Below are 21,920 nucleotides of genomic sequence, written 5' to 3' on the forward strand. Positions count from 1 at the left end.
CACCGCCGCCGCCGCCGCCGCCGCCGCCGCCACCGCCGCCACCGCCACCGCCGGGAACACCGCCGCCGCCGCCGCCACCGCCGGTCCAGCCTCCTCCGCCTCCAGGAACGCCGCCGCCGCCATTGCCGCCGCTGCTGCCCGTGCCTCCGCCGCCGGTCCCGCCGCCGCCGGAGCCTCCGCCGCCGGGAACGCCGCCACCGGAGCCGCCGCCGGGAACACCGCCACCGGGAGTACCCCCGCCGCCGGCCCCGCCTGGCGCGTTCGTGGCCGTGCCGCCGCCTCCGCCGGCGCCACCCCCCGGGGTCCCGCCGCCGCCTGCTCCGCCCACGCCGCCGCCGGGAGTCCCGCCGCCGCCGACTCCGCCCACTCCGGGAATGGACGTACCGCCGCCACCCACTCCGCCCACTCCGGGAATGGACGTACCAGCGACCCCGCCGACCCCGCCGCCAGCAGCGCCGGTGGTCGTCGGGACGGGGATGCCGCCGGGCCCGACCGCGCAGGTCGACACCCCGACAGCCGGGACGGTGACGAGCAGGCTTCCGGTCCTCGCGTTCCAGGGCGAGGCGATCACGGCCAGGGCGCGAGTCGGCAGCTCGATCGACTCGCCGGGCCTGATGGTGGAGATGCCCGACCCCTGACTGGTATCGAACCAGCCGAAGCCGAAGGTCTCGTCGGACCGATTTCTGACCTTCCAGAGCGGGCCCTGCGCGGTGCAGGTGTAGCTCAGGACCAGCGGATTGGTCTCGAAGTCCTCAATGCCGTTGATATCCCGGTCGAAGGGGATGCGGAACGGCAGCAGGGACAGGAACTGGTCGAGTGTCGCGTCCCCGGTGCCGACGGGAGTCGACGACGGGCTGGTGATCACGGCACCAGGGGCGGGCGGCGCGGCCACGGTGGGGCTCGGGCTGCCGCTGGGAGTAGCGCTGGGGGATGTGGTCGGGTCGAGGTCCACCGAGATTCCGGTCTCGGTGGGCCAGGTCGGTTCCGGGGTGGCGAAGATGCCGGCGGTGATGTCATTGGTGGCGCCTGCCGTCGGCATGGGCTCGGCCGAGGCGGGAATCGCCGCCGCGGTCAGCGCTGCCCCGAGAACACCGGCCGTGACGGCCCGCATTCTGTTGATACGCATGAATCCCTCTCCCTGACTATGACGAGTCGCCATGACACTCGCCGACGGCGCCCGTCGAACCACCGATTCTGGGAGGGGTGGCGGCGCAAGGTGCGGATCAGCGTTTGCCGGTCAGTCTCGACTGAGGCAGAAAGCTACCAACGTCTTGTTAACCCGCGACTCCTCGGGTGCAGACCGGGAAAACGGCCGAGTGCTCGTCCGTGCTATTCGCGTACTGCGCGGCCGGCGTGCTGCCGAGGGGTCCGAGCGCATGATCGATGGAGTTCTTTCGATCATCGCTGAGATCGCCCGAACCAGAGGCCTGATCGCGGTTTCGGTTGCCTGACAGGCATTTTCAGGGCCATGACGTCACTGTTTGTCCGAAATACGGGGATCTGGTATGCCCTCGCGCCGGCGGCTTTCGGTGCCCGCGCGATCCCGCACCGTCAGCGATCTTCGGCCGGGCGGAGCCCGCCGGGATGCGGAGGGGATGGCGGCATCCCGGCCGCGGACCTGTATTTATCGGCACTTCCGGGTAGGCAAGTTCGGGTAGGTACCGGAGTGGTTCGCGCTGACCTGGCCCTGGTGCCGGCGCGTGGCCCACTCGTGGGAGTAGTCGGCCCGGATGGACACCCCGTGAACGGGGGTAATCGCGCCGTAGCAGTCCGTCGCCGGAGCTAAGATAGATCATCTTTGGCGCCCTGACCTGGGTAAACATCGAAACTCGCGGCCGGTGCAGCGGACGGCGAAAGACACTGCGGGGTGGCCCGGTGACCACCCCGAGGGGCGCGACGCACCGGATGCGGGCCCTCCGGCCGGGGCCGGGTGGTGCCCGCCCGGCCGGAGCGACAAGTGGTTCTCAGCTGGCGCGGCGCGGTGGTGCCGGTCCGCCGCCGTGCTTTCCCGTCGTTGATGTATGGGTCGCCACCGGCCGCCCGGGTGCGCAGAAAGGTGGCTGCTTCTCCGCGCCGGGTGACCCCGATGCGGCGGAAGGTGCCCGAAACTTGTTGCCTGCGCGGCCGGGCGGCACCGGACGGTGATGAGCCGAATGGGCAGCCGCCAGAACTCCCTCGCCAGAACTTCCTCGCCCGAGCTCCCTGCCTACCGAACGGAACGCGCGGCCGGCGCCGGTTCCGGTGCAGCTGCCAGCGTGGACCAGTCGATCAGTTGTTCCGTGGCCGTCAGCCGGGCGGCCAGCAGCACGGCGCCGGTGGCCGGCGAAATCGTGGGCCACACGAAGCGGGCGCCCGGGCTGCCGGCGGTGACGTGGGCGGTGAACGCATCCAGGAAAGCGGGCCCGGACCGGAAGGCGCCGCCCACCATCGCGACCGGGAAATCTCCGGTGAGACCGGTTCGGGTGATGGCGGTGAGCGTCTGCTCGGCCAGCAGCCGGCCCGCCTCCGCGAGGATCCCGCGGGCCACCTCGTCACTCCGGTCGCCGCCGCCGCCGCCGCCGCCGCCGTCGCCGCCGCCGTCGCCGTCGCCGCCGTCGCCGCCGCCGCCGTCGCCGTCGCCGGCATCGGCGCCGTCCTGGCCGCCGCCTGCCGCGGCAGCGGCGACCTCCGCGGCGAACGCGGCGATCCCCGACTTGTCGAGGGTCGTGTAGACCAGATCGTCGACGTCCTCGACCTGGCTCAGGCCGTAGAAGGTGAGCAGGCGCGGCACGATGGCCGACCACGGGGCCCGGCCGTCGCGGAAGGCCACGGCCGCCCGGATCCCCTCCAGGCCGATCCAGTGCCCGGAGCCCTCGTCGCCCAGCAGATGCCCCCAGCCGCCGCAGCGCCATGTCCGGCCGTCGGCGGCCACTCCGAGAGTGTTGCTGCCGGTGCCGCTGATGACCGCCACGCCGGGCCGGCCCAGGGTGCCGGCGGCCCAGGCGGCGACGACGTCGTTGAGCACCAGCACGTGTTCGACCCGGGCGAGATGGGGCAGCCGATCGCGGAGCGCCGCCTGGTTCTCCTCGGAGTCGGCACTGGCGATCGCGAGGACCGCCCCACCCAGGTCGCCGGCGGAGGCACCCGCCGCGTCGAGTGCGCCACGCACCGCCTCCGTGATCGACTCCGCGGCCACATCGAGCCCGTTGACGTCCGGGTTGCTCGGCCCGGCGGTGAACGTGCTCAGCGCGGCGCGGCGGAGATCGAGGACCGCGGCGGTGGTCTTGGTTCCGCCGCCGTCCACACCGAGGAGGAAGGAGACCGGCCCGGCCGGCTGCCGGTCGGCGCCGCGCGCGGGCGGCCGGAGCGCTGCCGGCAGCCTGATCAGCGGGGTCAGGCTCTCCGGTGTGGTGCTCTCCGGTGTCGTACTCGCCGGCTGTTGGCTGTGCACCTGCTGCCTCGCAATCCCGTCGCGCCAGGCCGGTGGCGGCGCTGGCTGGTTCCCGCGAGCGCGCTCTCGCGTGGCCCTGTCACTCCGCATCGTGCCGGTCGCCCGGCCCCCGGCCGCGGAGGCCGGACAGTGCCAGCAGCGGTGGGTCCCGTGTGTGGCCCTCCGGTGGGTGACCGCCGGCCCCTCGGTGGGCGTACGAGGCCCCTGGCCGGACGTCCAGCCCTGACCCGCCCAGGCCGTCCGTCGGCCGTCGGTGCTGCGGTGACGCGGCTGATGCTGGTGAGTGTCCCCGTCGCGCATGCCGATGCCGCGGGATGTCGGTCCTGCCCGGGCGGGACCTGTGTCCCGCTGTGTGTCCGCTCACTCGACGTCCTGTGCCGGCCGCGGAAGGAGACGGTAGGACGGTGACCGATGACGACGACGACTGGGCGCCGCCGCCGGTGCCCGACGGAGACGGCGATCCCGTCGCCGCCGTGGACGAGGCACTCACCGAAGCCGAGGCCGCCCTGCGGGGCTTCGCCTGGCTGCCGGACGCGGACGAGGTCGACGCCGCGACGACGATCCTGTTTCACCTCGACCCGGCACGCCGAACCCCGGAGACGCCGCTGCGCCGGGTCCTGCACCAGGCACTGGGGGAGACGTATCCGCAGCTCACCACCTGGCGGCCACGGCCGCAGTACCTCTACGCGGCGGTGAAGACGCTGCATCAGCTCGCGTCCGACCAGGTGGCCGGGGAGAACAGCGCCGCCCTGCTCGTCGGATGGGACCGACTGACCGCGGTGCTGCGCACCGTGACCGCGGCGGCCGGCGGCACGGACCGGGCGGCGCCGGACCCCCCCGGCCCCGGCGCGGGAGCGTGACCGATGCCATCACGATCACGATGACGGTGATTCGGCACATCACGGACTGTCGTGGACCGTCATGTTGCTTCCGAGACGGAAAAGGGAAACCAGGTGGTGCCGGGAGCACTCGTCGCCGAGTATCTGTCTCGTGTCCATTCCACGGCAGGGGCCAACGTCCAACGGCGATCGTGTGAGGAGTGAGCAACCAGGCCGCGGTGCCGGGGCCAAGCTTCCCTTCGTCGTCGCTCTCGACGACTCGGACACGCCCTACGACGTCGTCGACGCGCTGGCACTGGGACCGTTCACCAACGGTGACCAGCCCTGGGCCCGCAGCGTCCGTATCGACCGCCTGCGGCCGGGCGCGAGCCTGCTGCCTGTCGACGCCGAGGTCGTGCGCACCGTTGTGGAGGACTCGCGCGACTCCCGCCTCGCGACCGGCGACGGCTGGACGGTGCGCGCGGTGCGGTGGCGAGGCGGCAGCGCAGAGGTGCTGGTGACCGCGGTCAGCGAGGAACTGGCCCGTACCGTTCTGGACGGCGTGGTGCGTCAGGCGGCGGCGGAGTCCGCCACCGAGGGCACCGTCACCATGGGTTTCTGGTATCTGTCGGCGCAGCGCGGGCCGACGCGGATCACCCGCCGCGCCGCCACGACGGCGTGGCCGTCGATCCGGCGCAACTACCCGTCGGCGTCTCTGGAGTCGCTGGACCGGCTGATGGGCATGCGCCCCGAGGCACTCGTGGGCCGGCTGATCCTGCTGCACGGCCCTGCCGGGACGGGCAAGACGACGATCCTGCGCGCCATGGCGCACGAATGGCGGCGCTGGTGCCAGGTCGACTGTGTCCTCGACCCGGAGGCGCTGTTCGGCGACCCCGGGTATCTGATGGAGGTCGCGATCGGCTCGGATGACGGGGACGACGACGACCCCACGGACGGTGACGGGGAGAGCCTCGCGCTGGCCAGCGCACCGGGCCCGGGCGAGACGCAGCCCGGGACCACCGCGGCAGCTCCCGGCGGTACCGCGGCTCCGGCTGCTCCCGAGGTGCCCGCTGCGCCGGCTTCCTCGGGTGCCCCGGAGACACCGCCCGCTTCGGAGACACCGCCCGCTTCGGAGGCGCCGGCCGCTTCGGAGGCGCCGGCCGTGGAGGAGCGGTCCAGGCGTCGCTGGCGGCTGCTGGTCGTCGAGGACTGTGACGAGCTGCTGCGGGGCGATGCCCGCAGCGTCTCCGGACAGGCGCTCTCCAGGCTGCTCAACCTCACCGACGGCCTGGTCGGGCAGGGCCGCGAGGTGCTGGTGGCACTCACCACCAACGAGCCGCTGGCCCGCCTGCACCCGGCCATCGTGCGCCCGGGCCGCTGCCTGGCCCAGGTGGAGGTCGGCACGCTGCCACGGGACGAGGCGGTCGCCTGGCTCGGCAGCGGGACGGGGGTGGCCTCGTCCATGACTCTGGCGGAGCTGTTCGCGCTGCGCGACGGCCGGCTGCCCACCGCAGCACAGGAGAAGGAAGGCCACACCGGCCTCTACCTCTGACGCCGCCGGCCGTCCGCTGTCCACTGCCTGTGCCGTCTCTCTCCCCCCGCCTGCCGCGCGATGGTTTCCGCGCGGGCATCCGATGCCGATATCGGATGAATTTCCGAATCATTCCCGGAATATGGGCGGACTCCGGAGTCCCCGTGGAATGTGCGAAATGATCGCCGTGGCTGCGGGCAGATTCATCTGCCCGCAGCCACGGCGCCGGTGCTTCTCGCGATGAATGTGGTGCGGCAGGTCGGCGTAACACGCCCGCTGTCGTACTTCGGTGACCGGCGGGGTGTTTTCGACTACTCTTCCAGGGGCGGGACGGGCATTTGGGGATGCTCTGTTCTCGTTCAATCATCAGTCGATAGGAGTCTGGGGGGTCGGTTCTGGGGTCCGACCGAAATCCACTGGGGGAATACTGGTGAGACCGCGCCGGGGCGGGCGGGTCCTCGTTCCCGCGCGCACGGTTTCCTGTGCGTGGGCATCGCCGGGCGCGACCGCGTGAGACCGTGCGGCGCCGGTGTCGTGTGCCTGGCCGGGCGGGCTGCACACGATGCGGCTTCATCGTCTCGACAGTCATCGTCTAGACGGTCGTCCTTCGGGCGTTCATTCGGCTCTGCCTGACTCGACCCAGCCTCACGACCGCCATGCCCGTCTCCACGGACAAGGCGCGGTCCACGAAGAACGATCAGCGGATCGGACGGCGTAGCCATGCCCTCCTCCGCTCAGTTCCGGACGTCTTCGTCCGCCATCGCTCGACACCGCCGGGTCATGCCCATCGCGCACGCCCGGAGCGGGCCCCAAGGAGCTTGAGATAATGAGAATCTTTGTAGTTGGTTCCGGCGTTGTGGGAACGGCCACCGGCAGAGGGCTGATCGAGACCGGGAACACGGTGACATTCATCGACGCCGCGCCGGAGCGGGTTTCCTTCCTCGTCGGGCTCGGTCTGGACGCCCGTCTCGACCTCGATCTCGACGTGGAGCCGGACTCCTTCGTCTTCCTGACGCTGCCGACCCCGAACGCCGGCAGCCGGTACGACCTCTCCGCGTTCGTCGCCGGTACCCGTACGGTCGGCCGGGCACTGCGCTCCGCCGCCGGCGTGCACACCGTCGTCGTCCGCAGCACCGTCGACCCGGGCACCACGGAGGGGCTGGTGGGCCCGTTGCTGGAGCAGGAGTCCGGTCTGCGCCAGGGCGACGGCTTCCTGCTGGCGAGCAATCCCGAGTTCCTGCGGGCGGCGTCCGCGGCCGAGGATTTTCGCTGGCCGTGGATGACCGTCATCGGCGCTCGGAACCGGCGTGTCCAGGAGCGGCTCGCCGAACTGCTCGCGCCCTTCGGCGGCCCGGTCAGGATCTTCGGTGACCCGATGACCGCCGAGTTCGTCAAATGCGCGCACAACATCTTCAACGCCACCAAGATCTCGTTCTGGAACGAGATGCACACCGTCGCGGAGCGGCTCCAGCTCGACCTCGACGCCATCTCCGACACGGTCTCGCGCTCGGCGGAGGCCTCCTTCAACCCCGGCTACGGCATCCGGGGCGGCGCACCGTACGGCGGTGTCTGCCTGCCGAAGGACACCATGGCCTTCCTCGGGTTCGCAGCGGGCGTCGGCGTGGACCTGCCGATTCTCCGCTCCGTCATCGAGACGAACACCCGGTTCCTCGACCGCTTCGACCTGCGTGGCAGTGACGGGCTCGACGCGCTGCCCGTCCGTGCCCGGACCGGCGTGATCGACCGGGCCGCGGTCCTGTCCGCCGGGTCGGTGCAGCCAGGTGCGGGTTGGCCGGTGGATCAGCGCCCCGCTCCGGCTGCCGAAGGCTTCGGCCCGGCTGCCGAGGCCTTCGGACCGGATTCGGCGGAAGGCACCCCGCGATGAGGACCGTGCTGCCCTGGCTGCTGCTTGTCGCCTTCCTGCGACCCATGATCGAAATCTTCGTCCTCGCGGCCGGAGAATGGTGGTTCCACACTACCTTCCGGCAGAATCGGGACCTCTTCTCCCGTTACATCATCCAGATCACCACCGTCGGCCGGGAACAGGACCGGGTGAACGAGATCATCCGGGAGATCCGCTCATTCCCGATGACGATGAACTACGAGATCTGGGTGACCAACGAGCCGGGGAACGGTGACATCTACCCCGAGGCGGACCGGGTCATCACCGTGCCGAAGGACTTCACCTGCGTCGCCCAGTACAAGGCACGCGCCCTGGAGTTCAGTCGGATTGTCCGCCAGCATCTCGGCTACGACACGGACGACACGAAAATCACGTTTCTGGACGACGACACCTCGCCGACCTGGGAGTACCTGGAGACCGCCTACGCGGCCGACTACGACATCTGCCAGGGTGTCACCGCACCGCGTATCGACTACGGTCGTGGGCCTTTCACGCACTTCCTGCTCAGCCACATCGACGACCTGCGTTTCCACAACTGCATGACCTACTGCTCGTCTTTCCAGGGAATTCTGGGCCGACCGCTGTTCGTGCACGGTGAGGGCCTCACGATCACGGGGAAGACGGAGCGGACCGTTACCTGGAACTGGCGGATCTTTGCCTCCGAGGACCTCACCTTCGGGTGCAACGCCGCTGCCGCCGGGCTGCGCTGGGGCTTCTTCCACGAGTACATCCAACTTACGTCGCCGTGGACCTGGAAGGCGTACTTCAAGCAGCGCCGCCGGTGGATGTGGGGAAACATCCACGCCATCGTGAACCGGGACGTCCTGCCGCTCGGTGCCGCGATCCGCATCGCGGTCCGGTACTTCCTGAGCCTGTTCACCTTCCTCGCGTCCGGGTCGGCGATCGTGCTGATCCTGACGAACACGATCGAGGTCTCCGGCTGGGCGCACTCGCTGTTCTGGTGCTCTCTCGCGGTCTGGTTGGTGAACTTCGGGCTGAGTGGCTGGGTCAACGCCGGCCTGCGCCAGCCGGGAGTGAGCAGCGCGAAGTTCTGGACCAACCGTGTCCTGCAGTCCCTCGCCGCCGTCGTGCTCGCGCCGGTCACCGCGACGTTCACCATCGTCGCGCTGATCACCACCCTCTACATGGGCAACCCGCGCAGCTTCGAGGTCATCGCGAAGACCGCGGCGACGAGCGGGCAGCGCGAGCGGGACCGCGGCGACCGCGGCGACAGCGGCGACGCCACAGGCGGCACCGGACGGGTGCCGGCCTCGACCGGTGGGGAGCGACACCGATGACGACGAGCCACCCCGGCCACAGCGGGCACGGCGGCCAGACCGACCAACTCAGCCACGGCGGCCAGGCCGGGCCGCTGGGCCGAACCGGGCCGCTGGGCCAGGCCGGGCCGCTGGGCCGAACCGGGCCGCTGGGCCAGACCGGGCCGCTGAGCCGAACCGGGCCGCTGAGCGCCGCGAGCACCCTGAGCCTGCCGAGCGGCGGGCCGGACCCGGCGCTCGCCGCCGAGCTGCTGCGCCGCCAGCGGGCCCGCCACCGCGGCGTGTACCTGCTCCTGGCGGTGATGACCCTGCTCAGCGCGGTCACCCTCAGCGTGACGGTCGGCCGTGACTACCGCGAGCTGACCTCGACGGCCGAGTTCTTCCACCGGCACGCCTACACACCGTCCTACGACCCGCTCAGCAACGTGATCCTCGGGTTGCCGCCGAACACGATCGACGTCGCCACCAGCCGGCCCTCGCCGGACATCCGCGGGATCGCGCTGCGCACGAGCGACATCGCCCTGGTCGCCGGTGGCGAGCTGGTGCGCAGCATTCCGCTTCCGCGCCCGGTCACCGGCCTGATGGACGTTGTCCGCGCCGTCGACGACTCGTCCTGGATCAGTGACGACGGCAACGGGCGGGTCTCGGTGTCCGCCGCACTCGTCGTTTCACCGGGTGCCGAGCTGACGATCAGCGCGCCGGTGCGGGAGCTGGTGCTGACCGTCCGGCGGGGGGTGCTGCTCGGTGTCGACGGCGGCCGGCTCACCCTGGACGGGGTGTCCGTCCGCCCGGATGTCCCAGGCGGCGACCCGCTGCTGCTGGCCGTCGACGAGCGGCGCCCGTTCGTCGTCGCGACGAACCGGGCGACCCTTGTGATCACACGCAGCCACCTGAGCTATCTCGGGCGGGACTGGAACAGCTCCTACGGTGTCTCCTGGTCCGACGGGTCGACGGGGAGCATGACCCATTCCGAGGTTGATCACAGCTTCATCGGGACGTACACGGACCATGCCCGGGACGTGGCGATCGAGCGAAACTGGTTCCACGACAACACGCTCTACGGCGTCGACCCGCACAGCTACTCGACCGGAATCGCGGTGCGCCACAACGTCAGTGAGCGCAACGGCCGGCACGGGATCATCTTCTCCGACTTCGTCACCGGCGGGGTGGTGGAAGGGAACATCACCCGGGACAACCGCCTCAACGGCATCATGATGGACGCCTCGAGCACCGGTAACCGGATCGTCGGCAACATCTCCTCCGGGAACCGGGGCGACGGGATCGTGCTCGCCTCCTCGCCGCACAACGTCATCGCCGACAACCGGATCGTCGACAACCGGGTCGGCATACAGGCCCGCGGGGAGCGCGAGAACCTGGAGGTCCGCGGCAACACGCTGGTCGACAACCAGCTCGCCGCGCAGGGCGTCGACCTGGCCGGCAACACGCTGCGGGACAACGGCAGCCAGTGGCGACCCCGGGTGCTGATCGGCATCTGGTCGTCCGTGCCGGCCGTCCTGGTCCTGCTCGGCGGCGTCACCGGGCTCGCACGGCGGCGGCGGGCCCGTCACGGCGGCCGCCCCGCTCTGGCCGCCAGGTTCTGAGATGACAGTCGGTGTGCCACCGGGCGTGGCGGACGGCGGGACACCCGCGGAGGTGGCCGGGAGCGACGGGCGGCTGCGGAGGTTCCGCCCGGACATCGAGGGCCTGCGCGCGGTCGCGGTGATCCTGGTCGTGCTCGGCCATTCCGGGCTCGCCCTTCCCGGCGGCTACGTCGGCGTGGACGTCTTCTTCGTGATCTCGGGGTTCCTCATCACCCGGCAGCTGGTCACGGAGCGGGCCACCCACGGGCGGATCTCGCTCGCCGGCTTCTACGCCCGCCGGGCCCGCCGGATCGTTCCGGCGGCCGCGGTGGTGATCGTGGCGACGATGCTGGCGGCGTGGCGGTGGATGTCACCGCTGCGCCTCCACTCCACCGGGGTCGACGCCGCGCTCTCCGCGGTCTCGGCGATCAACATCCGGCTCGCCCAGGAGGGCACCGACTACCTGCGTGCGGAGGGGCCGCCCTCACCGTTCCAGCACTTCTGGTCCCTGGCGGTCGAGGAGCAGTTCTACGCCGTGTGGCCGCTGCTGCTGATCGTGACGGCGGCGCTGGCCGGGCCGGTGCGCAGGCACCGGGCCGGGCCGGTGGCAGTGCTGCTGGTCGTGGTGACGGGCACGTCGCTCGCCCTCAGCGCGGTCATCACCCCGCGGTCGGCTCCCTGGGCCTACTTCGGGGGCCACACCCGGGCCTGGGAGCTCGCGCTGGGGGCCCTTGTCGCGCTGGCGGCACCGGGGCTCGCCCGGATGCCACGAGCGCTGTCATCCCAGCTGACCTGGCTCGGCCTGGCCGGCATCATGGTCGCCGCCACGATGTTCGGGGAGGCCACGCCCTATCCGGGGCTGGCAGCGGTGCTGCCGGTGGCGGGGTCCGCGCTCGTGATCGCCGGCGGGTGCGCCGCTCCGCCGCGCGGCGCCGAGCTGCTGCTGCGCGCGTGGCCCTGTCAGCTGATGGGACGGGTGAGCTACTCCTGGTACCTCTGGCACTGGCCGGTGCTGGTCCTGTGGCCGGAGGCCACCGGGGAGCAGCCCGGCACCGCAGGAAAGATCGCCGCGGTCGTGCTGTCGCTGCTGCTCGCTGTCGCCACCTACCACGCGGTCGAACAGCCGGTCCGGTCCCGGCCGGCCCTGGTCCGCCGGCCGGTGCTGGGGCTCGGCCTCGGCGGCTTCTCGATCGGCGCCGCGGTGGCCGCCAGCCTGGTGGTCGCCCAGCTCGCCGCCCTGCCCACCGGCTCCGGGGTGCCGGCGTCGCGTCTTGATACCAGCGACGGGCCGGCAGCCGGCGGGCCGGCAGCCGGCGGGCCGGCAGCCGGCGGGCCGGCGGGCGGCGGGCCGTCCGCCGGCCTGAGCCGGGTGATCGAGGAGTCGCTCGACCTCACCGGGCTGCCGGCCGGCCTGCGGCCCTCGCTGGACCAGGCGCCGAGTGACTACAAGGCGAACCGGTGCTACACATCGATCACCAGCAGCACCCCGACCGACTGCGTGTACGGAGACCCGTCCGGCCGGCGGACGGTGGTGCTCTTCGGCGATTCGCATGCCAACCAGTGGTTCAACGCGATGAACGACATCAGCCGCCGGTACAACTGGCGGCTGGTCCCCTACACGAAGGGCGGGTGCCCGCCGGCGCACTACCCGAACTTCGTCCTGGAGACCCTCAAGCGTGTCTACACCGAATGCAACACCTGGCGTGCGGAGGCACTGCGCCGGATCAGGACGCTCGCACCCGATCTGGTGGTGGTCGGTTCCGAGGCCCGGACGGAGGCGATCCGGGTCGGTGCCGGCGGCATGACGAGGATGGTGCGGGAACTGCGCTCGACCGGGGCCAAGGTCGTCCTGATCGCGGACACCCCCTACCCCGGCTTCGACGTCCCGGACTGCCTGGCCCGTAACCCGGGGCATGTGCGGCGGTGTGTCGTACGGGTCTCCGAGGCGAAGCTGACCGAGCCACAGCGGGCCATCGAGACCCGCGGCGCGCTCGACGGCGGGGCGATGCTGGTGGATCCGGTGCCGTGGCTGTGCTCGAGGGACCAGTGCCCACCCATCATCGGCGACACCGTCGTCTACTACGACAAGAGCCATATCACCGGGACGTATTCTGCCGCGCTCGCGCCCTATCTCGGACCGGAACTCGTCCGGCTGGCCGGCTGACCTTTCACCCAGCCACCTTCCCGGCTTTCCGGACCCCGCGTCCGGTCCAGTGAAAGGAAGGGGTCGGAGGGGGACGGAAGCAGCCGGCACGCCGGTTCCCTGAATACGTAGGACGCCGTCCGGGCGGGTTCTAGACTGCCCGCGGCCGGGAGAGCGCGCCGGCCGGGAAGTCGTTGGGCGGTTCGCGCGGGTCGGGGGATTCGCGCGTCGGGGACGCGCGAATCAGGGGGAGTCGTCGGGGTGAGCGCACCGTCGCGGCGGGCCGTCGCCGTCGTGGCACTGCTCGGCGCGGCCGGGGCCGGGGCCGGTGGCTGCACGTCCGACGGTGGCCGTGGCCGTGGCCGTGACCGTGACCGGGAACCGGCGGTGCGCCTGGCCACGACGGCCGGGCCGGCACCGGTGGCTCCGCACCTGCAGAGCTTCTTCGGTGACGAGCTCGTCATCCGCCAGCGCGGGGCGTTCGGTCTCGACGATGTGGCGGTGCGGGCGCCGGCCCCGGGCTGCGGGTGGAGATCCATCCGGGTCCGCTACCCGGCCGGCTCGGCCAGCCAGCTGTCCGTGCAGGAGGACGGAGCGCCGTCCGGCGGGGCGCAGGCCTACCTGCTGTTCCGCGGCGGGCCGCGTGACGACCTCTTCCTGAGCTATCGCGTCCGTTTTCGGAGTGGTTTTCGGTTTGCCCGCGGTGGAAAACTCCCTGGATTCTTCGGCGGTACACACGTGGCCGGTGGGCACACCCCGGACGGTACCAATGGATTTTCGACAAGATACATGTGGCGTGACGGTGGGAAAGGGCAGGTCTACGCGTATCTCCCACTGTCCCGTGATTACGGGACGACGCTCGGCCTGGGCACCTGGGAATTCGTCCCGGGTCGCTGGGCGGCCATCCAGCAGCGGGTGCGGCTGAACACCCCGGGCCGGGCCGACGGGTCGCTGACCGTCTGGGTCGACGGCCGCGGGGTGTTCCACCAGGACGGCATGCTCTTCCGGAGCACGCCGTCACTGCGGATCGACGGTGTCTTCTTCTCCACCTTCTTCGGTGGCGACGACCTCAGCTGGGCCAGCCCGATCGACCAGTACGCGGACTTCGCCACCTTCGTGGTCTCGGACCGCTTCGTCGAGGCTGGTCCCGCCGGAACCTGCTGATCCGGCGGGACCCCGCAACAAGCCGCCGGGGCCTACTGGCGCCCGCGGCGACGACTGTCACGGTCGGAGTCACCGAGGGTGACCTCGTCGCCGGTCACCAGGCCGGCCCGACGCAGCGCGTCGGCGATGGCACCGTCGGTCCGCCCGCCGCGCTGACCGCCGCCGCGCTGCCCAGCGCCGCGGTTGCCGCCGCTACCCGGGCCACCCGGGCCGCCCGGGCCGCCCGGGCCGCCGTTACCGCCGCCGCGCTGGCCAGCGGAGCCGCCGCGCTGGCCGCCGCCCCGACCGCCGGGCGTCCCACCGGAGGCCTGGCCGCCGTCGCGCCCGGAGGCGCGTCCGGCCCCGGCCCCGGCCCCGCTCCCGGCGCTACCGGCGCCACCACTCCCGCCGCGGCCCGCTCCGCCGCGGCCGCCGCGTGCCGACCGGCGCTCGCCGGAGCTCTGGCCGCCCGCGTCCGCGGCGCCCGGCTCGTCGTCGAGGCGCAGCGTCAGCGAGATCCGCTTGCGGGGGATGTCGACGTCCAGCACCTTGACCCGGACGATGTCGCCGGGCTTGGCGACCTCGCGGGGGTCGGCTACGAAGTTCTTCGACATCGCCGAGACGTGCACGAGGCCGTCCTGGTGGACACCGATGTCGATGAACGCGCCGAAGGCGGCGACGTTGGTGACGACGCCCTCGAGGACCATGCCCGGCACCAGGTCGGCGAGGGTCTCGACACCTTCGCTGAACGCGGCGGTCCTGAACGCCGGCCGTGGGTCGCGTCCGGGCTTCTCCAGCTCGGCGAGGATGTCGGTCACGGTCGGCAGGCCGACGGTGTCGTCGACGAAGTCGGTGGGCTTCAGCGAGCGCAGCGTCTTCGTATCACCGATCAGTGTTCGCAGGTCACTGCCGGCGACGGTCAGGATGCGTCGGACCACCGGGTAGGACTCGGGGTGCACGCTGGAGCTGTCGAGCGGGTCGTCCCCGCCGCTGATGCGCAGGAAGCCGGCGCACTGCTCGAACGCCTTCGGCCCGAGCCGCGGGACGTCGAGCAGGCCGGTGCGGGAGCGGAACGGCCCGTTGCTGTCACGGTGGCGCACGATGTTGTCCGCCAGGCCGCCGGTGATCCCGGAGACCCGGGCGAGCAGCGGCGCCGAGGCGGTGTTGACGTCCACCCCGACGGCGTTCACACAGTCCTCGACCACGGCGTCCAGCGACGACGACAGGCGCGTCTCGGACAGGTCGTGCTGGTACTGCCCGACCCCGATCGACTTCGGGTCGATCTTGACGAGCTCGGCGAGCGGGTCCTGCAGCCGCCGCGCGATCGACACCGCGCCACGCAGCGAGACGTCCAGCTCGGGTAGTTCCTGCGAGGCGTAGGCCGAGGCGGAGTACACCGACGCGCCGGCCTCGGAGACCATGACCTTGGTCAGTTTCAGGTCCGGGTGCCGGCGGATCAGGTCCTCGGCGAGCTTGTCCGTCTCCCGGGAGGCCGTGCCGTTACCGATCGCGATCAGGTCCACGCCGTGCGTCGCCGCGAGCTTGGCCAGGGAGGCGATCGAGTCGTCCCAGCGGCGGGCCGGCACGTGCGGGTAGATGGTGTCGGTGGCGACGACCTTGCCGGTGGCGTCGACGACGGCGACCTTCACCCCGGTCCGGAAGCCCGGGTCGAGACCCATCGTGCGCCGCTCTCCCGCGGGGGCGGCGAGCAGCAGGTCGCGCAGGTTCGCGGCGAAGACCCGGGCCGCCGTGTCCTCGGCGGACGTCCACAGCCGCATCCGCAGGTCGACACCGAGGTGGACGATGATGCGGGTGCGCCACGCCCAGCGGACCGCGTCGAGCAGCCAGCGGTCGGCGGGTCGGCCCTCGTCCGCGATGTCGAAGCGTTCGGCGATGCGGCGCTCGTAGTCGGTCGGGCCGGGAACGGGCGGCTCCGCCGGGTCGGCGGGCTCGTCCGGCTCCAGGGTCAGGTCGAGCGCCTCCTCCTTCTCCCCGCGGAACATCGCGAGGATGCGGTGGGAGGGCAGCTTGGTGAACGGCTCGGCGAAGTCGAAGTAGTCGGCGAACTTCGCGCCGTCGGTCTCCTTGCCCTCGCGGACCTTGCTCACGAGGTAACCACGGGACCACATCCGCTCGCGCAGGTCACCGATGAGATCGGCGTCCTCGGCGAACCGCTCGACCAGGATGGCGCGGGCGCCCTCCAGCGCGGCGGTGGCGTCGGCGACACCCTTCTCCGCATCGACGTAGGCCTCGGCGGCCGCGCGTGGGTCGAGCGTGCGGTCGGTCAGCAGGGCGTCGGCGAGCGGCTCCAGCCCCGCCTCGCGCGCGATCTGCGCCTTGGTGCGGCGCTTCGGCTTGTAGGGGAGGTAGATGTCCTCCAGCCGGGCCTTGGTCTCGGCCGCCATGATCTGCGCTTCAAGGGCCTCGTCGAGCTTGCCCTGACCGCGGATGGAGTCCAGGACCGCCGTGCGCCGCTCCTCCAGCTCCCGCAGGTAGCGCAGCCGCTCCTCCAGGGTGCGTAGCTGCGCGTCGTCGAGGGCGCCGGTCGCCTCCTTACGGTACCGGGCGATGAACGGCACGGTGGCCCCGCCGTCGAGCAGGTCGATCGTGGAGGTCACCTGCCCCTCGCGTACGCCCAGCTCCGCGGCGATCCGCGCCTGGACAGTCACCGTCTCCGGGACGGACACCGTCGTCACGATCCGCAACCGCCTTTGCCTGTGTCCTCGTCGTCCCCGCCGGATCCTCCCGGGGGCTGTTACCTCTGATAATCCCTCTCGCCGGATAGCCCGTGGCGTTCGGGGTGAGGCCGCGCCCCGGGCGCGACGCCGTGTGCACGTTCACGGCCACCTGGCCGGGTCCGGGTGCTTTGCCACCCTTTGCGGTCGACTGCCGCCGGCTGGACGGGCCTGGCGGCCGGACGATCTGTGACGGCGCTGACGGTCCCCACCGACGCCGGCGGCGGCGCCTACCCGACGGAATATCGTGTGCATCCGTTGGCACGACATGTCAGCGAATCTGCATGAACTGTCACTTTCAGTAGAGATCTGCGGCGGCGGAGGAGCTGTGCGAGGAGTTCCGGAGCACGGTTCCGGCGGTGGGGGACTGCCCGCTCCTGCCGTGTTGTCGGACGCAGCTGTGACCCGGCTGCCGTTCACCGCCGACAACCTGCTGGCCGCCCGCCGCCAGGTCCTGTTGCTGGCCAGCAGGGCGGGGGTGCCGCCGCAGCGGGCGGCCGACCTGAAACTGGCGCTCCACGAGATCCTCACCAACAGCGTGCGCCACGGCGGCGGCGGTGGTGTGCTCCGCGTCTGGGCGGAGGAGGCCATGCTGATCTGCGAGGTCTCCGACCGGGGCCACGTACGGGACACGCTGGCCGGGCGGCGGCCTCCCGCCCTTGACGCGGAGGGCGGGCGCGGCCTGTGGCTCGCCCATCAGCTCTGTGACCTGGTCCAGCTCAGCTCGTCGCCCGCCGGCACCATCGTGCGCCTCCACTGCCGCATCGAGAGCGGCTGTGACGCGAGCGGCAGTGTGGAGAGCGGCCGCGCGGGGGCCGGCGCTGAGACGGAGCCGGTGGACGCCGGCCGTGCGCCGGCGCACCCGACGCACCCGGCGCACCCGACGCACCCGGCCCACCCGGCGCACCCGGCGCACCCGGCGGAGATCAGCGGAGCCTGGCCTCCAGCCCGTCCAGCACCGCATTGCTGAGCTTGCGGATACCGATCGGCGCGAAGGTCTTCTCGAAGAAGCCACCGACACCGCCCGCGCCGTCCCAGGTCGTCAGCGCCGTGACGGTGCTGCCGCCGGCGCCGGCGGCGCGGACCGACCACTGCGTGCGCAGGGACGAGCGCTGGTCGGCTTCCAGCAGGACGCCCGCCGAGGGCGTGCTGACCAGCGCCTCGACCTCGCGGATGCGCTTCTTGGTGGCGTGCAGGCGGTAGGCGATCCGGGTGCCGGCGCCCTCGCCGCCCTCGACCACCCGGTAGTCGGTGATCATCGCCGGCCACAGCTGGGCCCGAGTGCCGGCATAGTCCGCGAGCAGGCCCAGGACACGCTCCGGTGCCCCGCCCACAGTCCGCTCCACTTCGACACTGATGCGCGCCATCGCGACTCCGTCCCTCCCTCGATGCGTCCATCCGGAAAGCCGAGACTATCCCCCGGCCCTACATAACCGCGTGGACGGGCCCCTCGCCGGCGCCGCCCGATCGCGAATTGTGGGAACGCCGGTCGGCCGTTAATGTGACCGCGCTGCCCGGCGGCGCGACCCGCGGCGCGTGATCCGATGGGGAGAAGGCGGCCGAGGCTGTGCCATGCTGGTTGGACGGGGGTTCTGTGCCACATTCTCCGCAGACGTCCAGTGATACGCGAGAGCCGGTTCCGCGCCGCGGACCACTGCGGGCCGCAGGTGACATGCTGGTGTATTTCGCCGGGGCACAGGCCCGTTTCCTCCCGCCGACCGACCGGGCCCGGTTCGTCACGGCCGGCATCCTCATGCTGCTGACCGCGGTGCTGGCCACCTACGCCGGCGCGACGGTCGCCGCCGTCGGATTCGGCACCGGAATGGCGCGGGCGCTTCCCTACGGCCTCTTCTACGCCCTTTTTATATTCTTCATCGACCGTTCCGTACTGCTCACCCAGACGTCCTACCGTTACGGCAAGGACGGTACCGTCGAAACCACCCGTCCGGGTTTCTCGATGACGGTCCGGGTTTTCATCGCGATATGTGGCGCGGTCCTGGTGGGCGAAGCCGTCCTGCTGCGAATCTTCGAGACGTCCATCGCCGCCCGGGTAACCGAGATCCAGCAGGAGGAGACGGGCCGCATGCTGGCCGCCTGGGATGTCAACCAGGAAGGCGAACTGGCCGCCCGCACCGCGGACCTCGCGGCCAAGCAGAAACGTCTCGACGCCGCGAACGCGCTGGTCGAGTCGAAGACGGCCGAGGTGAACTGCCAGCTCACCGGCGGTCCGTCCTGTCTGGGCGGCGCCGGGCCGGTCTATGAGATCAAACTGGGTGAGCTGGCCGCGGCCACGGGCGCGGTCACCGAGGCGGCCCGTCTGCGCAACGCCGCCCAGGCGGGTCTCGACGAGTTCCGCGCCGGTCAGGAGAAGGACCGGGCCGCGTTCGCGACAACCGCCGCCGGCACCAGCGGCGCGGCGAACGACCTGCTCATGCGGGAGAAGGCGTTCTGGCGGCTCACCACCGAGGACAGGTCGGTCCTGGTGTGGCGGGTGCTGCTGACCCTGCTGCTTCTCGGTGTGGACCTCGCGCCGCTGCTGTTCAAGCGCGGGCTTGACGCGACCTCCTACCGCCGCCGTGAGCGGCTCGCCCGCTGGCGGGACGAGACCGATACCGAGGTGGCAGCGCTGCAGGTGGGGCACACAGCCCGCGAGCGGCGTGATCTCGCGCCCGTCGTCGCTGCGCGGCTGGCGGCCCGCTGGGAGGACTACCAGCTCCGGCGGGACGGTGTCGAATCGGCGGTGCGCTGGACGGCGGACACAGCCGACGGCCGCCTCGCCGAGGCGGAGATCAGCGCCGAGCAGCAGTCCCGGCTGCGTGAGGTGCGCGCCCGGCACGGCATCGTCGCGGTCCCGCGCGAGCCGTCCGGTGCCCTGCCGCGCGACGCGGTCGGGATGGTCTCGCGCGAGCCGGTCCCGCGCGAGCCGGTCCCGCACGACCCGTCCGGTACCGGGCCCCCGCCGCAGGTGCCGGGAGCCCCGATCGTCACGGCGCCGCAGACCCCGCCGGCCTCCCTGGGGCCGTGACCGCCCGACGGTGTCGGTCTGACAGCCCCGACCAGGCCGACCAGGCCGACCAGGCCGGTCAGCCGGCGCGGCGGCGGCGCCGACGGCGTCGGATCATCGAGGTCAGCAGGCCCACGGCGGCCAGGCCGCCTGCCGCCGTGCCGGCGGCGCGGGGGTTCTCCCGGGCCTTGTCCCGGCCGGCGCTGCTGGCGGTGGCGACCTTCGTCTTCACTCCCTGCGCGGTGCGCCCGGCGACCTTCTGCGGGCTGATCCGGTCGGAGAGCTCGTCGAGGTCATGACCGAGCTGCGCGCGGGTCGCCTCGATCTCGGAGCGGATCTCGTCGGACTTCGTGCTTGTCACAGTCGCCTCCCTGGCGGCGGTCGACGGATGGGTGCCGGCGGCGTGCGCCTGCTGGAGGCCGGCCGGTCTGCCGGTGTACTGAGTCTGTCGGCGTGCTGGGGTCTGTCGGCGTGCTGGGGGTCTTGTCGGTGTGCGTTGGGGTCAGTGCCGGCGGTTCTGCGCCCACTGGACGTCCTCGCGCAGCGTCTCCACCGTCTGGGTGGGCGCGGGGTGGACGTTCTTCACCGTCCGGCGGCCCATCAGGGCGAGGACGGCCGCGGCGGCGACGAGCAGCACACCCACGATCAGTGCCGCCCAGCCGAGTGCCATCACCGAGCCCAGCCCGAACATGACCGCGAGGAGGATGAACACGAGGGCGAAGAACCCGGCGCCACCGGCTCCGGCGAACATCCCGGCGCCCTTGCCCGCCTTGGTCGCCTCCTCGCGGAGCTCCGCCTTCGCCAGGGCGAGCTCCTGACGGAACAGCGTCGAGACGTCGTTCGCGACCTCGCTGACCAGCTGTCCTGTGGACGAGGCGTGGCCCGGGGGGGCTTCGGTGGTCGGCGCCACCGGGCTCCGCGTAGCGGCGGGCTGGGCTCCGGTCACCGGGGTGTGGGGTCCGGCGCCGTGCCTCCCGGCGGTCGCGGCGGCGCCGTGCCGGGTCTCCGGCGGCGAGACGGCGGCGACCTCGGGGCGCGCGGCGGAACCGTCGACAGGCGTCCTGACGGTCATCTCGGCGTCGTCAGGCACGCCGGTGCGGTCCACCGGAGGCGTGGTCTGTGTCGTCGGCTGGCGGGCGAGTGCGCTGGTCATACCGTCTCCCTCTCAACCGTGCCGGTCCCGGAGCCCTCCGGTGGTTTCCCTGCTGGTCGGTGTAGACCCGGATGCCCGCCCGTGGCCGGATAAACCGTCGTCGGCTCCGTCGCTGTCGCTGTCGCTGCCGCTGTCGCTGCCGTCGCCGTCAGCGTCAGTCGGCGCGTTCCTGCGGGGACGAGTGCTGCCAGTCGGCGAGGATCGTGCGAATGCCGGTGACCAGCGACAACGGCTGGTCGAGCATCACGTGGTGCCCGGCGAGCGGGATCTCGATCACCGGCGCGACCCGGCCCAGCAGGTTGTACATGAGATGCCCGATGTCAGCGGTGACCAGGCCCTTCTCGGCACGGAACAGTGCGACCCGGCAGTGGACCTTGCGCAGGACCTCGGGGGAGGGCGTCCGGTTGCCGAACACGTTCGGGTCGAACTTCCAGGCCCAGCCGCCCAGCATCGCCCCCATCGAGTTCCGGGCGATGTGATCGATGATGTACGGGAGACTGCTCGGCTGCGCCGGCACCGTGCGGAACCGCGCCAGCGCGTCGGTCGCCGTCGGATACACGCGCAGCGGGCCGAACGCGGTCCGCTCGCGGGCGGCCCGCTCCTCAGGGGTGGACTCCTGCACCGGCGAGTCGATCAGCACGATGCCGGCGACCCGGTCCGGGTACTCGGCGGCGGTGGTGATCGTCACCCAGCCGCCCATGCTGTGGCCGATGACGATGGGGGGCGAGGTGATCCCCGCGTGGTCGATGACCGCGACGACCTCGGACGCCCACGTGCTCAGCGAGTACTCGTCGCGCCGCCCGCTGTCACCGTGGCCGGACAGGTCGAGAGCGACGACCCGGTACTCCGCCGGGATCAGCGGGGCGATGTGGTCCCACCAGCCGGCGTGGGCCGCGCCACCGTGCACGAGCACGATCCCGGGCCCGTTCACCCGCCCCCAGCACCGGTAGCTGACGGTCGTCCCGTCGACCTCGGCCTCCAGCCGCTCGGGACGTGTGTCGATGGCGGCCTCGAACCAGGCCGGTGCTTCCTCATACATCCATGTCTGCCGTTCGGCTCGTCGTTGCGGTTCTCGGCGACCGCCGCTTCCTTGATGAAACACCGTGGGCGGGCTCCCGCCGGTGTCCCTCGGCCCGGTGGCGGATACGTCGTATTTCCGACTCGCCGCCGGAGACGGACCCGATCTGATCCGGAACCCAGGGG

General features: G+C 71.8%; 16 protein-coding genes. 9 read left to right on the plus strand and 7 right to left on the minus strand.

Features of this window, described 5'->3' with window-relative positions:
• Positions 1-1,126 (minus strand): hypothetical protein (locus tag B207_RS39800; protein ID WP_154675386.1); only part of this gene is annotated, 1,126 nt, incomplete at its 3' end.
• A 1,080-nt stretch (positions 1,127-2,206) separates the two neighbouring features.
• Complete coding sequence (locus tag B207_RS0115835) at positions 2,207-3,430, minus strand: BadF/BadG/BcrA/BcrD ATPase family protein (RefSeq protein ID WP_018637539.1); 1,224 nt, start codon at positions 3,428-3,430, stop codon at positions 2,207-2,209.
• A 404-nt stretch (positions 3,431-3,834) separates the two neighbouring features.
• Here B207_RS0115835 and B207_RS0115840 point away from each other — a divergent pair, with 404 nt between their 5' ends.
• The 7 genes from B207_RS0115840 to B207_RS0115870 all read left to right on the plus strand — a co-directional run bounded on the left by B207_RS0115840 (position 3,835) and on the right by B207_RS0115870 (position 13,846).
• Positions 3,835-4,290 (plus strand): hypothetical protein, encoded by a 456-nt coding sequence (locus B207_RS0115840; RefSeq protein WP_018637540.1) that lies wholly within the window; start codon positions 3,835-3,837, stop codon positions 4,288-4,290.
• A gap of 172 nt (positions 4,291-4,462) precedes the next feature.
• Positions 4,463-5,800 (plus strand): DUF5925 domain-containing protein, encoded by a 1,338-nt coding sequence (locus B207_RS0115845; protein WP_018637541.1) that lies wholly within the window; start codon positions 4,463-4,465, stop codon positions 5,798-5,800.
• Between the two features lie 805 nt (positions 5,801-6,605).
• The gene (locus B207_RS34095; RefSeq protein ID WP_035740856.1) at positions 6,606-7,664 is read left to right on the plus strand and encodes a Rossmann-fold NAD(P)-binding domain-containing protein; all 1,059 of its coding nucleotides are present in this window, start codon (positions 6,606-6,608) and stop codon (positions 7,662-7,664) included.
• The gene (locus B207_RS0115855; RefSeq protein ID WP_018637543.1) at positions 7,661-8,980 is read left to right on the plus strand and encodes a glycosyltransferase family 2 protein; all 1,320 of its coding nucleotides are present in this window, start codon (positions 7,661-7,663) and stop codon (positions 8,978-8,980) included. The genes B207_RS34095 and B207_RS0115855 overlap by 4 nt, the downstream gene beginning before the upstream one ends.
• Positions 8,977-10,560, plus strand: a complete 1,584-nt coding sequence (locus B207_RS0115860; protein ID WP_084692170.1) for a right-handed parallel beta-helix repeat-containing protein — start codon at positions 8,977-8,979, stop codon at positions 10,558-10,560. The genes B207_RS0115855 and B207_RS0115860 overlap by 4 nt, the downstream gene beginning before the upstream one ends.
• A gap of 1 nt (position 10,561) precedes the next feature.
• The gene (locus tag B207_RS0115865; RefSeq protein ID WP_018637544.1) at positions 10,562-12,703 is read left to right on the plus strand and encodes an acyltransferase family protein; all 2,142 of its coding nucleotides are present in this window, start codon (positions 10,562-10,564) and stop codon (positions 12,701-12,703) included.
• 240 nt (positions 12,704-12,943) lie between these two features.
• On the plus strand, positions 12,944-13,846 hold the full coding sequence (locus B207_RS0115870; RefSeq protein WP_018637545.1) for a polysaccharide lyase: 903 nt from the start codon (positions 12,944-12,946) through the stop codon (positions 13,844-13,846).
• A gap of 32 nt (positions 13,847-13,878) precedes the next feature.
• Here the strand turns inward: B207_RS0115870 and B207_RS0115875 are convergent, their stop codons facing one another.
• Complete coding sequence (locus B207_RS0115875) at positions 13,879-16,521, minus strand: Tex family protein (protein ID WP_035740881.1); 2,643 nt, start codon at positions 16,519-16,521, stop codon at positions 13,879-13,881.
• 439 nt (positions 16,522-16,960) lie between these two features.
• On the opposite strand from B207_RS0115875, the gene B207_RS41505 reads away from it, so the two are divergent.
• A complete protein-coding gene (locus B207_RS41505) occupies positions 16,961-17,530 on the plus strand; it encodes an ATP-binding protein (RefSeq protein WP_018637547.1) in 570 nt (189 codons plus the stop codon).
• Here B207_RS41505 and B207_RS0115885 read toward each other — a convergent pair.
• Positions 17,487-17,927: an SRPBCC family protein gene (locus B207_RS0115885; RefSeq protein WP_018637548.1), complete on the minus strand. Its 441-nt coding sequence runs from the start codon at positions 17,925-17,927 to the stop codon at positions 17,487-17,489. The genes B207_RS41505 and B207_RS0115885 overlap by 44 nt on opposite strands.
• A gap of 305 nt (positions 17,928-18,232) precedes the next feature.
• Between B207_RS0115885 and B207_RS34105 the strand changes: the two genes are divergently transcribed.
• Entirely contained in the window at positions 18,233-19,585 is a 1,353-nt protein-coding gene (locus B207_RS34105) for a DUF4407 domain-containing protein (RefSeq protein WP_018637549.1), read from the plus strand.
• 58 nt (positions 19,586-19,643) lie between these two features.
• Here the strand turns inward: B207_RS34105 and B207_RS0115895 are convergent, their stop codons facing one another.
• The 3 genes from B207_RS0115895 to B207_RS0115905 form a co-directional block, all read right to left on the minus strand.
• On the minus strand, positions 19,644-19,925 hold the full coding sequence (locus B207_RS0115895) for a DUF3618 domain-containing protein (RefSeq protein WP_018637550.1): 282 nt from the start codon (positions 19,923-19,925) through the stop codon (positions 19,644-19,646).
• A 141-nt stretch (positions 19,926-20,066) separates the two neighbouring features.
• A complete protein-coding gene (locus tag B207_RS0115900) occupies positions 20,067-20,717 on the minus strand; it encodes a phage holin family protein (RefSeq protein ID WP_018637551.1) in 651 nt (216 codons plus the stop codon).
• 154 nt (positions 20,718-20,871) lie between these two features.
• Positions 20,872-21,756: an alpha/beta fold hydrolase gene (locus B207_RS0115905; RefSeq protein WP_018637552.1), complete on the minus strand. Its 885-nt coding sequence runs from the start codon at positions 21,754-21,756 to the stop codon at positions 20,872-20,874.
• Between the last annotated feature and the right edge of the window lie 164 nt (positions 21,757-21,920).

The sequence above is a fragment of the Parafrankia elaeagni genome, assembly GCF_000374165.1.
GTDB lineage: Bacteria > Actinomycetota > Actinomycetes > Frankiales > Frankiaceae > Parafrankia > Parafrankia elaeagni.

Coding starts and splice junctions, on each gene's coding strand:
- B207_RS34095 (WP_035740856.1), top strand. CDS start 6,606: ATGAGAATCTTTGTAGTTGGTTCCGGCGTTGTGGGAACGGCCACCGGC.
- B207_RS0115860 (WP_084692170.1), top strand. CDS start 8,977: ATGACGACGAGCCACCCCGGCCACAGCGGGCACGGCGGCCAGACCGAC.
- B207_RS0115855 (WP_018637543.1), top strand. CDS start 7,661: ATGAGGACCGTGCTGCCCTGGCTGCTGCTTGTCGCCTTCCTGCGACCC.
- B207_RS0115865 (WP_018637544.1), top strand. CDS start 10,562: ATGACAGTCGGTGTGCCACCGGGCGTGGCGGACGGCGGGACACCCGCG.
- B207_RS0115885 (WP_018637548.1), bottom strand. CDS start 17,927: ATGGCGCGCATCAGTGTCGAAGTGGAGCGGACTGTGGGCGGGGCACCG.
- B207_RS0115900 (WP_018637551.1), bottom strand. CDS start 20,717: ATGACCAGCGCACTCGCCCGCCAGCCGACGACACAGACCACGCCTCCG.
- B207_RS34105 (WP_018637549.1), top strand. CDS start 18,233: ATGCTGGTGTATTTCGCCGGGGCACAGGCCCGTTTCCTCCCGCCGACC.
- B207_RS0115905 (WP_018637552.1), bottom strand. CDS start 21,756: ATGTATGAGGAAGCACCGGCCTGGTTCGAGGCCGCCATCGACACACGT.